At 37.7% G+C, this 11294-nt stretch carries 10 protein-coding genes and 4 tRNA genes; 2 read left to right on the top strand and 12 right to left on the bottom strand.

What is annotated here, in order from left to right; genetic code table 11:
* Positions 1 to 235: 235 nt before the first annotated feature.
* From FYJ79_RS10025 to FYJ79_RS10010, 4 genes are read right to left on the bottom strand one after another with little or no spacing between them, the layout of a single operon-like run.
* A complete protein-coding gene (locus FYJ79_RS10025; protein ID WP_154517727.1) occupies positions 236 to 2125 on the bottom strand; it encodes an extracellular solute-binding protein in 1890 nt (629 codons plus the stop codon).
* Entirely contained in the window at positions 2125 to 2961 is an 837-nt protein-coding gene (locus FYJ79_RS10020) for an ABC transporter permease (protein ID WP_154517724.1), read from the bottom strand. The genes FYJ79_RS10025 and FYJ79_RS10020 overlap by 1 nt, the downstream gene beginning before the upstream one ends.
* Positions 2962 to 4542: an ABC transporter ATP-binding protein gene (locus tag FYJ79_RS10015; RefSeq protein ID WP_407695596.1), complete on the bottom strand. Its 1581-nt coding sequence runs from the start codon at positions 4540 to 4542 to the stop codon at positions 2962 to 2964. It abuts the gene before it with no gap.
* A 14-nt stretch (positions 4543 to 4556) separates the two neighbouring features.
* Positions 4557 to 5090 (bottom strand): helix-turn-helix domain-containing protein, encoded by a 534-nt coding sequence (locus FYJ79_RS10010; protein ID WP_154517718.1) that lies wholly within the window; start codon positions 5088 to 5090, stop codon positions 4557 to 4559.
* A 162-nt stretch (positions 5091 to 5252) separates the two neighbouring features.
* On the opposite strand from FYJ79_RS10010, the gene FYJ79_RS10005 reads away from it, so the two are divergent.
* Positions 5253 to 5714: a MarR family winged helix-turn-helix transcriptional regulator gene (locus FYJ79_RS10005; protein ID WP_229771449.1), complete on the top strand. Its 462-nt coding sequence runs from the start codon at positions 5253 to 5255 to the stop codon at positions 5712 to 5714.
* Between the two features lie 64 nt (positions 5715 to 5778).
* Here the strand turns inward: FYJ79_RS10005 and FYJ79_RS10000 are convergent.
* The 4 genes from FYJ79_RS10000 to FYJ79_RS09985 form a co-directional block, all read right to left on the bottom strand.
* Positions 5779 to 5854: transfer RNA gene (locus FYJ79_RS10000), tRNA-Thr, on the bottom strand.
* 15 nt (positions 5855 to 5869) lie between these two features.
* Positions 5870 to 5945, bottom strand: a tRNA-Val gene (locus tag FYJ79_RS09995).
* A 6-nt stretch (positions 5946 to 5951) separates the two neighbouring features.
* Positions 5952 to 6027 (bottom strand) — tRNA-Glu (locus FYJ79_RS09990).
* A gap of 6 nt (positions 6028 to 6033) precedes the next feature.
* Positions 6034 to 6110 (bottom strand) — tRNA-Asn (locus FYJ79_RS09985).
* Positions 6111 to 6258: 148 nt separating this feature from the next.
* Between FYJ79_RS09985 and FYJ79_RS09980 the strand changes: the two genes are divergently transcribed.
* The gene (locus FYJ79_RS09980; protein ID WP_154517711.1) at positions 6259 to 7119 is read left to right on the top strand and encodes a DMT family transporter; all 861 of its coding nucleotides are present in this window, start codon (positions 6259 to 6261) and stop codon (positions 7117 to 7119) included.
* 9 nt (positions 7120 to 7128) lie between these two features.
* Here the strand turns inward: FYJ79_RS09980 and FYJ79_RS09975 are convergent, their stop codons facing one another.
* The 4 genes from FYJ79_RS09975 to hprK form a co-directional block, all read right to left on the bottom strand.
* On the bottom strand, positions 7129 to 8316 hold the full coding sequence (locus FYJ79_RS09975) for an aminotransferase-like domain-containing protein (RefSeq protein ID WP_154517708.1): 1188 nt from the start codon (positions 8314 to 8316) through the stop codon (positions 7129 to 7131).
* A gap of 1 nt (position 8317) precedes the next feature.
* A complete protein-coding gene (locus FYJ79_RS09970) occupies positions 8318 to 9388 on the bottom strand; it encodes a GTP pyrophosphokinase (protein ID WP_154517705.1) in 1071 nt (356 codons plus the stop codon).
* Between the two features lie 153 nt (positions 9389 to 9541).
* Positions 9542 to 10345 (bottom strand): prolipoprotein diacylglyceryl transferase, encoded by an 804-nt coding sequence (gene lgt, locus FYJ79_RS09965; protein ID WP_154517702.1) that lies wholly within the window; start codon positions 10343 to 10345, stop codon positions 9542 to 9544.
* Positions 10346 to 10347: 2 nt separating this feature from the next.
* Positions 10348 to 11286 carry an HPr(Ser) kinase/phosphatase gene (gene hprK, locus FYJ79_RS09960; RefSeq protein ID WP_154517699.1) on the bottom strand — a complete coding sequence of 313 codons (939 nt, stop codon included), beginning with the start codon at positions 11284 to 11286 and terminating at the stop codon, positions 10348 to 10350.
* Positions 11287 to 11294: the final 8 nt, after the last annotated feature.

The following is an 11294-nucleotide window of genomic DNA, read 5'->3' as shown; positions in this document are numbered from 1 at the left end:
ATGCTTTCATTCTTCCGAATGTCAATTCTTGTTTTATCTGACGTGTTTCTGTTCAGTTATCAGTGTTCGGCTTGCGTCCCTCTCGGGACTGCTCGCCTATAGTACCACGCATCTTCACTCTTTGCAAGGGTTTTTCTCAAAAAAGTGAAGAAAGTTTCTCTGAGGCGATATATGGGGCTTATAAAGCTATTTTTATATGCATATGTAGAAAAAAGGAGAATGGCGAGCCATTCTCCTAAGCATTACTTGCTGCAACTTTAACACGTGACCATAAATCCGCAATAATCTTACGTGATTTATCATTATAGCCAAAGACTTCATCTTTCGCATAGCCTAAGCGTGGTGTATAAGCTGCATTACCTTTAAATGTTGTTTTCGCAAGCTGATCTTCAACAGCTTTAACTGGTGAAGTATAGCCTACATATTCTGAATTGAGTATTGCGACTTTCTTGCTCAAGATATACTTCATGAATTCAGTTGCAAGTGGGACGTTGGAAGCATTTTTTGGAATAACCATTGCATCCGTCCAGATATTTGTTCCTTCTTTAGGCATATAGAAGCCCATATTCTTATTTGTCGATAGAATACTTGCTGCATCACCAGAATATACAAGTCCCAATGCCTTTCTTGCCTGTGCCATATTATCAATGATTTCATCAGTGACAATTTCAGTATCCATTGTTTTCATGACTTCTACCCACCAATTATAAGCTTGCTGAAGCTCTGCTTCATTTGTTGTATTCATTGAATAGCCAAGAGACTTCAAAGCCATCATGAAGGAATCACGTTCAGAATCATAGACATAAACCTGTCCCTTGAACTTTGTATCTTTGAATATCGCAAAGCCTTCACGATCAAGTTCATCCAATGTTACTTTACGTTTATCATAGACAATACCCACACTACCCCAGAAATAAGGGATGGAATAAGCGTTATCTTGGTCATAGGATTGATGTAAGATTAATGGATTAATTGTATTAAATGTTTTCTTTAAAGCTTTTTGATCAAGCTTCTGCAACATATTTTCACTAATTAATCTTTGAATCATATAATCACTAGGAATCAGTAAGTCATATTTTTCACCATTAGCCACCTTGATATACATCTGTTCATTGCTATCAAAGTTATCCATAATGACTTTTGCCCCGGTTGTATCTTCAAATTCTGCAACCGTATCTTCATCAATATACTCACTAGGCATATAGATATGTAAAGTCTGCCCGCCAAACTTAGCCGTCGAATTACTTTTAAGACCAGCAACAGAGCCAATAATAACAGCTACGATAAGTCCCGCTACGACAAAGACAGGCCATTTCTTTTTCTTTTTCAATTCCGTTGTTGCTTTGACATGTTTAGAGCGAATAGCTGGAACAACATTGACAAGAATAAGAATAATAGTAATCAGTAAGACAAAGACTGTGGAGATGGCATTGACGGATGGATTCACACGCTTACTCATCGTATAAACCATGATAGAAAGATTCTTTACTCCGCCCCCAGTGACAAAGTAAGAAATAATGAAATCATCAATACTCATTGTAAAGGCAATCAGGCTCCCAGAAACAATACCAGGCATGATTTCTGGCACAATGACCTGAAGAATGGCACGAAATGGTGTCGCCCCTAAATCCATAGCAGCATCAGCTAAATTAGGATCAAGCGCCCTTACACGTGGTAAGACGGAAAGAATGACATAGGGAATACAGAACGCAATATGTGCCAAAAGCAGTGTTCCAAAACCTTTTGTAATATTCAAAGTAATAAATAGAAGCATTAAGCCTATCGCGGTAACGATATCAGGATTCATTAATGGGAAGTCATTTACAACAGAAACATAACGACGTACACGTTTTGTTGATTGTGACAAACCAATAGCTGTCATTGTCCCAATAACTGTCGAGATGATAGTCGCAAGAACAGCGACAAGAATCGTGACATAGAGCGATTCCATCATTGAATGGTTCTTGAGCATCGCTTGATACCATTTCAAAGAGAAACCAGTAAAACTTGTCAACGATTTAGAACTATTGAAGGAAATAACCATCATAAAGACAATAGGTAAATAGAAGAAGATGAGTGCAAGAATCATCAAGAGACGACCAAAATATCTTTTTTCTTTTTTCATTATTCGTCCTCCTGCTGATGATTATTAGAATCTATACGACGTACAGCATACATCGAAAGCATCATAATAACCGCCATAATCATAGATATCGCACTACCAAAATTCCATTCACCAACGGTAATAAACTGGTTCTCAATAACATTACCAATCAGGAAATACTGTCCTCCACCAAGTAATTTAGGAATGAAGAAAGAACTTACTGCTGGCAAGAAGACTAAGGCAATACCAGAAATAACACCCGATAACGATAATGGCAGGATCACCCTTCTAAATGTTTCTTTCTTACTTGCACCTAAATCATAGCTTGCTTCAATCAGTGAAGGATCTATTTTTGTCAGTGCTGTATTGATTTGAAGAATCATAAATGGCAAGAAGTTATAAACCATACCAATAAGCACCGCTGTTTCGGTGTAAAGCAGTTCGACATGTTTAAAGCCTAAGAGTGAAAAAATCCAGGCAAATAAACCATCATTGGATAATAAGCCAATCCAGGCATATGTTCTTACAAGCATATTGATCCACATTGGAAGAGTAATGAGTAAAATCAAGTTATTACGTTTCTTTTCCGGTGTCTTGGCAATAAAGTAGGCAAGAGGATAACCTAAAAGAAGACAAATGATTGTTGTTTTTACTGCAATCAATAATGATCTTAATAAGATTAATAAGAAGTCCTTATCGGTAAAGAATTTGACATAGTTATGAATTGTAAGCTTGAAAGGCAGAATGCTATTGCCCTGCTTCATGAATGAATACATTGCAATCAGCAGCATCGGTAACAATAACATCAGAATTGACCAAACAATATAAGGAATGACAAGCTGTTTAAATTTCTTCATTTAAAAGCCCATCTTTTCCATAACATGAATATCTTCAGGATTGAAAGTAAGTCCGACTTCCTTACCTTCTTCCACATAGTCCGTTGTATGAATCTTGAATTCACGACCTGTTGTTGAGAATGTCACTTTGTAGATTCCTTGCTGTAAGTTTTCAGGATCAAAGTCATAATCTACAAAAAGTTCAACATTTTCATCTTCATCATCAAGCTTCCATGCCTGCGCATTGGCCCATACTTTTAAGTCTGTATCAAGGGCTTGTGATTCCGCAATTTCATCAGCTGTCTTAAAGAAGTTAAAGGCTGAAATAGCTTCATTTGCTTTCTTGTTTTCAACAACACGCTGATCAATAACCCAGATTTTTCTTGTCACTTCAAGGCCATCGGATGTCGAGAACGTGACATGGTATTCACCTGTTTCCTGCTTTAAATCCGTTTCAACATGGGCAATGGAAGTAAATTCATCCGTTTCTGGATTCCATGCCTGCGCTCCGGCACGGGCAATAATTTCCTTATCATCAATACCTTCCATATCTTCTAAGTCAAGATAGAAGTCATTAGCTGAAATCATTTCCTTGCCATCTTCTGAACGCTTTGTATTATCACCAACGATATGCATATTGACATTTACTGTTGTACCTGGCACAGTTTCCACCATGATTTCATAATGCACACCTTTAAATAACACTGACAGTACTTCACCTGTCATCTTACCTTTTTCCACTGGCACAATATCAATATCTTCAGGACGAATAATCACATCAACACGTTCATTATCCTTAAAGCCCTTATCCACACAATCAAAGACTGTGTCATCAAACTTCACTTTTTCATCTTCCAACATAATAGCAGGTACAATATTGCTTTCCCCAATAAACTGAGCAACATAGCGATTGACTGGTTCATTATAGATTTCTTCAGGAGAACCAACTTGCTGAATCTCCCCCTTATTCATAACAACGATCTTATCACTCATTGTCAAAGCTTCTTCCTGATCATGTGTGACAAAGATAAATGTAATCCCTACTTCTTGTTGAATACGTTTTAATTCATACTGCATTTCTTTTCTCAATTTATGATCCAAAGCTGATAATGGTTCATCCAACAATAATACTTTTGGTTCATTGACAAGTGCTCTGGCAATCGCTACACGCTGCTGCTGACCACCTGAGAGAAGCGTTACATCTTTTTTCTCAAAACCTTCAAGACCAATCAGCTTCAACATACGCATAACCTTCTGATCAATAACGTCCTTACTCATCTTCTTAATTTTCAAGCCAAAAGCGATATTGTCATAGACATTCATATGGGGGAATAAGGCATAACGCTGAAAGACAGTATTGAGCTCACGCTTATATGGTGGCACATTCTTAATATCCTCCCCATCAAGAATAACCTGTCCTTCATTAGGTTCCAAAAAGCCCCCAAGAATTCTTAACAATGTTGTCTTCCCACAGCCTGAAGGACCAAGCAGTGTCACAAATTCATTCTCATAAATATCAAGATCTATTCCCTTTAAAACAACCGCATCGCCAAAGTTCTTAACGATGTGTTTAAATTCAATGATTTTCTTTCTTTCATCCATTTTCATTTTCTCCTCTAGAATAATGGTGGCGTTGTCATCCAAAGCACAACAGCATCAGTACTATAAGGGTTATAGAGATAATGTTCATGTGACCCGTCAACATAGAATGTTTCTTTCTGATGAATCTTGTACTTCTTTTCACCATAGACAAGTTCAACACACCCCTGAAGCACATAGCCAAACTCTTCCCCTTCATGCTCATGCATCTGTTTTGATTTTTGATGTTGATGAAGAGTAAGACGAATCGGTTCCATTTTATTCTTTTGTGCATTGGGCACAATCCATTCAACCGTCCCATCTTCACGTTCATCCACAAAATAATCTTCTTCTTTAAAGACAATCTGTTTTTCTTTTTCTTCTTTGAAAAAATCGGATAAATTTGTGCCCAACGCTTCTAGAATATCTTCTAGCGTACTAATGCTTGGTGATGTTAAGTCACGTTCAAGCTGCGATAAAAAGCCCTTTGTCAGTTCGCTGCGTGAAGCAAGTTCTTCAAGCGTCAAGCCGTTCTTGGTTCGTAATGCCTTTATTTTCTTACCTATCTCCATAATGCCTCCGTTTTATATACTAAACTCAATGTTTATTATACCGATATCATTATAGTCCTATACATAGAAAATGCAAGTTAATTAAACTTAAAGTTTAATTAACTAAACTTTAAATATTTGACATCATTTGATTGTCAAAGTAAAATAAAGATGGTGATGTATATGGATAATATAAAAATTGATTTTATGAATGTCATAAGTAATGTATTCACAAGTGTCATGAAAGCTCAGGAAGAATATATCCGTCATAGCGACTATCGCAATTTATCCTTGACGGAAATGCATGTCCTAGAGGCAGTCAAGAAGGAAAGCTTCCCAACCATGGGTAATGTCAGTGCCAGACTCAAGATAACGATCGGTACACTTACAACCAATGTCAAAACAATCATTAAGAAAGGATATCTCACAAAAAAACCTTACCCAAAAGACCATCGTTTTATCATTCTCTCCCTCACGCCTTTAGGGGAAGAAGCTTTAAAAGTCCATGACCAGTTCCATCAAGAAATCATTCATATTCTTGATCATGCTATTCCTGAAAGTGAATTTGCATTTGTTTATAATGCATTCCAACAAGTACAAGATGAAGTCAAAACATTCAATGATGAACTTAAAGCCAAAAAATAAAGGACAATCGCTAAGATTGTCCTTTATGCATAAAAAAACTTCCCGAAGGAAGTATTATACGACATGGTGCCGACTATAGGAATTGAACCCACAACCTACTGATTACAAGTCAGTTGCTCTACCAATTGAGCTAAGTCGGCAACATCTTATAAAAATGGTGGGAGCTAACGGGCTCGAACCGCTGACCCTCTGCTTGTAAGGCAGACGCTCTCCCAACTGAGCTAAGCTCCCACTAAATGGTGACGGATACGGGATTCGAACCCGTGAATGCATGCGTGAAAGGCATGTGAGTTAACCGTTTCTCCAATCCGCCACAAGATGGCGCCTCAAGTAGGACTCGAACCTACGACCCCCTGATTAACAGTCAGATGCTCTAACCAACTGAGCTATTGAGGCATTTGCTTCAGAAGCACTCGGCTTCGTGATGCTCAATTAATATACCATGGGGATTTTAAGAATGCAAGTCTTTTTTTATTTTTTTGCTTCTTTTGTTTTCTTTTTTCGCTATAATGAAAGCATATGTTCAATAGAAAGGAAAAAACATATGAATACACGTGCAAAATATAATCTTCTACTTGTTTTTACGGCGATGATCTGGGGAAGTGCTTTTGTCGCTCAGAAAAGTGGTGGAACGATTGGTGGCTTTACTTATAATGGGATTCGTACACTCCTTGGCGGCCTTGTCCTTATTCCAGTTTACTTCCTCTTACGTAAGAATAAGGAAATGAAGTCATCGATTATAGGAGGCATCTTTTGTGGGCTAGCCCTCTTCATTGCTTCTAACCTCCAACAATTTGGCATCAACAACACCAGTGCTTCAAAAGCTGGCTTTATTACTTCGCTTTATGCGATTATCGTCCCCTTCCTCTCGGTCTTTCTCCACAAGAAAATAAGACCGATTGTCTGGCTAAGTGTTGTTATTTCTTTAATTGGTCTTTATTTGTTGAATTATAGTGCTGAAGGCTTATCTATTAATATTGGTGATATCCAGTTAATGCTCTGTGCACTTGCCTTTGCTTTTCAGATATTAATTATTGATCATTATTCTGATCATGTGAATGGTGTCTTGATGAGTGCAACGCAGTTTATTGTTTCTGGAATATTGAGTATTGTTTGTATGTTTCTTTTTGAAAAGCCTCAAATCAATGCCATCCTTGCCTCATGGTGGCCAATTGTCTATGCCGGTGTCTTCTCAAGTGCGATTGCCTATACCTTACAGATTGTTGGTCAGCGCTATGTTCCTCCAACTGAAGCAAGTTTGATTTTCTGTCTTGAGTCAGTCTTTTCTCTTCTTGCTGGCACAATCTTCCTGCATGAAAGAATGAAAGTTATAAATTATATTGGTTGTTTATTGATTTTTATTGCTGTTGTGTTGTCACAATGGCCAAAAAAGGCGGAATGTTAATTCCGTCTTTTATAATTGATGGGTCATTTGTCCTAATATTTGAATACCTTTGACAATCTTTTCATCAGTTGGTGTAGAGAAATTTAAGCGCAATGCATAACAAGGCTTGTCTTCACTTGTATAGAAGGAAATACCTGGCACAATGGCCACATTGTTCTCAATGGCTTCTTTCGCAAACTTCAGCACATCACTACCTTCAGGCAAGTTCACCCAGATAAACATCCCACCATCAGGTCTTGTATAAGTGACTCTTTGATCAAATGTTTCATCCATTGTTTTCAACATTAATTCACATTTCTTCTTATAAATAGCTTGGATACGTGATAAATGGGCATTCATATCACATGTTGAAAGGAAGCGAGCTGCGACTTTCTGAGCCCATAGATTAGTATGGACATCCGCCCCCTGTTTCGCAACAACCATTTTGCCCACAATATCTTCTCGCCCAATACAGACAGCTAAACGCAATCCTGGAGCAAGAATCTTGGAAAGTGATGCGGCATAGATCACCATATCATCTTCATCAAGCGATTTGATGGAAGGCACATGTTCATTCGTAAAACGTATAGCACCATATGGATTATCTTCAAGAATGAGGACTCCATATTTCTTACATAGCGCAAGCACTTGTTTTCTTGTTTCAAGGGACATAGTTGTTCCCATCGGATTCTGGAAATTAGGGATAGTATAGAAGAATTTTGGTCTTGGCTGAATGCTTAATGTTGTTTCAAGCTGAGCTAAGTCAAGCTCTCCTTCTTTAGTAAAACCAACGCCTCTTAAAACAGCTCCATCTTCCTTAAAGGAATTCAAAGCACCCAAGAAAGCTGGTTCTTCACAGGCAACAACATCCCCCTCATTACAAAGCACTTTTGTAAGCAGGTCCATAATCTGCTGAGAACCTGTTGTGGCAATAATCTGGTCAACAGCTCTTGTCACCTGTTCCTCACGGTTAAAGAATTTATTGGCAGCTTCCAAGAAACCAGCATCACCTTCAGTAATGCCATACTGTAATAGACCAATAGGATCTTCTTCAAAGAGTTCAGCCGAAATACGTTTTAAATCTTCAACTGGAAAAGCATCACTGGCAGGATTTCCACCCGCAAATGAAATGATATCCGGATTCGATGTCATCTTTAAGATTTCTCTAATAGCACTTGCCTGTACATTCTGCATTTTTCTTGATATTTCTATTTTCATACTACTCTCCCCCACTTTCTTGTTCATTTATGACTTTTGTTGCTAGATCTCTGACTTTATCAACAACCTCACGGTTAAAGATTTCTTCCGGGTCATTAATACCTTGTTCCACAAGCATAATCATGCTGATCCACACTAAGAGATAGAGTGGATTAAAGCTGTCGCCTTCATGAAATGTGGACAGATGCTGGTGGAATATCCATTGAATAGAATGTATATTCTTATGTACAAATTCATCAAGCTCATTGATATAAGTATAGCCCATATAGTGCATACGATGAATGAGTTTTGTCTGCGTAATCAAATTATCATCAACATCAAGTTTCACCCCATAATCTTCTTTCGCATGCTCCAACAAGTCTTTTAAGACTGGTGTATCTGTCACATAGTGAATAAGGGAATTCTTGTTGATATCTGTCTTCAGCACTTTTTCTTCATGCACCAAGCCTTCATTATAAGCATCAACGGCATTAGAAATAGACACAAATTCTTCATCACATAATTCTAATGTTGCTGCTAGTCTGGTGAGACGACGGCGGATATTTCTAGGAATTTCATACTGGCTCTTATAGCCAAGCCCATGCTCAATCTCAGCCCATGAATGCTGTAATGTCGTACGTATCTGCACTTCAAAGACAAGATTCTTATAATCGGAATACTCTATCATCCGACAGCGCTCATCCGTAAACTTGACCAGAAGATGCAAGGAATTATAGCCATAATCAATACGATCTTCCTGATTCTTCTTACGACGATCACAATATTCAACAATTTCAAAATTCTCTTTAATAGCTTCATAGAAACGATCAATATCATCTTCAAATAATAATATTACTCTTGCTGCTACAACATCCGTAATATCATTGATATCATGATATTTATTTTTAAATTCAATCTTCCTTTTCAAGCTATCTTCCGTTTTAATGCGTACAGCATAATTAGAAATACGAAATTGATTTTTCTTGATGATTCTTGAAAAGATATCATTGATATCATGGACCATACTACGATATATGGCGGCATTTTCATGATATTGATCAATGATCTTTGCACTGTAATTGACAAATTCCATAAAAATCACTCCTAGAACTCATTATACACTATCATCGGCAATATGAATATAAAGAAAAAAACAGCCATGACTTATGCCATGACTGTCGGGAGGGGCTTCTTTCTACCCTCATCATAATCAATCTATTTGTAAATACAAGCTTTTTTCTACTTTTTATGAAAAATCAGTACGGGCTGTTCCCTTCTTGTAGACATAGATCATTCCGGCAATCCCTACTGCAATAAAGATTAAGGAAATCACCTGGGCAATACGCAATGGACCAAGCATTAATGAATCCGTACGCAAGCCTTCGACAAAGAAACGCACAATACCATAACCTACAAAATAACTAAAGAACTGTGTCCCATTCTTCTTTGAGAAATGACGGACAAGTAAGATAATGACGAAAAAGACAATCATATTTCCTACTGATTCATAAAGGAAGGTAGGATGATGATAAGCATTTTCAATATACATATTCTTTATGATAAATTGTGGTAGATGTAATGACTGAAGGAATTGCAGACTGACTGCTGAACCATAAGCTTCATGGTTGAAGAAGTTTCCCCAGCGTCCTAATGCCTGAGCAACCAAGACACCTGGCATAATCGCATCTCCAGCAACAAGAAAAGGAATTTCATGTTTTTTAAAGAAATAGGCGGAATAAATGAGCCCGACAAAGATCCCCCCTTGAATAGCGAGACCCCCATGCCATATGGCAAAGATTTCCATAGGATTGGCGGCATAGAGCTCATTCCACATAAAGATGACATACCAGATACGTGCTCCAATAATACCAAGCAACAATAATGCAAAGAAATAATCCGAAAGAATATTTCTTGCATAACCAAGCTTCTTAAAACGATATTGACCTAATTCATAGGCAATCAGTGCCCCTAAAATAATACATAGGGCATAGTAATGTATCTCTAATGATCCAATTTTGAGAAAGACATTAAAAGATGGAAAAAATTGCATTGTTATGACTCCTGTTTACTCTTGATATTCGCAAGAATACGATTGATAAATTCCTTTGAACTATCAAAGCCTGATGATCTTAACTGCATATTCATGACAGCTGCTTCAATAATGGCAGCCATTGAACGACCACCTGTTACTGGTACAACAATCTTATGAATAGGAATACCTAAGATATCTTCTGTATTTTCATCTTCCTCTAAGCCAATACGCTGATATTCACGTGATGGGAGCCAGCGCTCTAACTGAATGATCATTTCGACAATATCGCTATCAAGCACACTGCCAGCACCAAACATCTTGCTGACATCAATAACACCAATACCTCTAATTTCCAGCAGGTTCTTTAAAACCTTTGGTGAACGCCCACGAATACTTGATGAAATATGGAAGAGTTCAATCGCATCATCGGCAATGAGCTGATGCCCTTTCTTGATCAGTTCAAGGGCAATTTCACTCTTACCAATACCACTATCACCACGAATAATAACACCTTTACCATAGATATTCAAAAATACACCATGCATCAATGTCTCTGGAGCAAGTAATTCATCAAGATGGCTCTGCAATGTGATGGAAACACGGCCTGTTGACAATTCTGTCTCAAAGATTGGGAAATTACGCTTAATCGCAATATTCTTTAAGATATCAGGGGCTTTATAGCCTTTCGCAATGATGATACATGGTGTTTCATCATTGACAAGTTTGGAGAAACAAGCGAGCTGACTTTCTGCACTCATTTCATGGATGAACGCATTCTCCTTTTCACCAAGAAGAATAATTCTTCTAAAATCCGAATGTTTAAAGAAACCTGCAAGTTCAAAACCAGGACGATTGATTTCAGCAACATAGACTTCTCGCTCCATCGAAGCATCATCACCAGTCACTCTTTTATAAACATCGAGATCTAATAAACGACTTAATTTTGCGGATTTACTCATAGGATCCT

The sequence above is a fragment of the Sharpea porci genome (assembly GCF_009695655.1).
Lineage (GTDB): Bacteria > Bacillota_I > Bacilli_A > Erysipelotrichales > Coprobacillaceae > Sharpea > Sharpea porci.
The sequence above is the reverse complement of the archived record's forward strand: the minus strand, read 5'-3'. Positions and strand labels throughout refer to the sequence as shown.

Bases quoted from the DNA above. Each gene is read 5' to 3' on its own strand.
- FYJ79_RS10020 (WP_154517724.1), bottom strand. From the start codon at position 2,961: ATGAAGAAATTTAAACAGCTTGTCATTCCTTATATTGTTTGGTCAATT.
- FYJ79_RS10025 (WP_154517727.1), bottom strand. From the start codon at position 2,125: ATGAAAAAAGAAAAAAGATATTTTGGTCGTCTCTTGATGATTCTTGCA.
- FYJ79_RS09975 (WP_154517708.1), bottom strand. From the start codon at position 8,316: ATGAAAATAGAAATATCAAGAAAAATGCAGAATGTACAGGCAAGTGCT.
- FYJ79_RS10005 (WP_229771449.1), top strand. From the start codon at position 5,253: ATGGATAATATAAAAATTGATTTTATGAATGTCATAAGTAATGTATTC.
- FYJ79_RS09980 (WP_154517711.1), top strand. From the start codon at position 6,259: ATGAATACACGTGCAAAATATAATCTTCTACTTGTTTTTACGGCGATG.
- FYJ79_RS10015 (WP_407695596.1), bottom strand. From the start codon at position 4,542: ATGGATGAAAGAAAGAAAATCATTGAATTTAAACACATCGTTAAGAAC.
- FYJ79_RS10010 (WP_154517718.1), bottom strand. From the start codon at position 5,090: ATGGAGATAGGTAAGAAAATAAAGGCATTACGAACCAAGAACGGCTTG.
- hprK (WP_154517699.1), bottom strand. From the start codon at position 11,286: ATGAGTAAATCCGCAAAATTAAGTCGTTTATTAGATCTCGATGTTTAT.
- FYJ79_RS09970 (WP_154517705.1), bottom strand. From the start codon at position 9,388: ATGGAATTTGTCAATTACAGTGCAAAGATCATTGATCAATATCATGAA.
- lgt (WP_154517702.1), bottom strand. From the start codon at position 10,345: ATGCAATTTTTTCCATCTTTTAATGTCTTTCTCAAAATTGGATCATTA.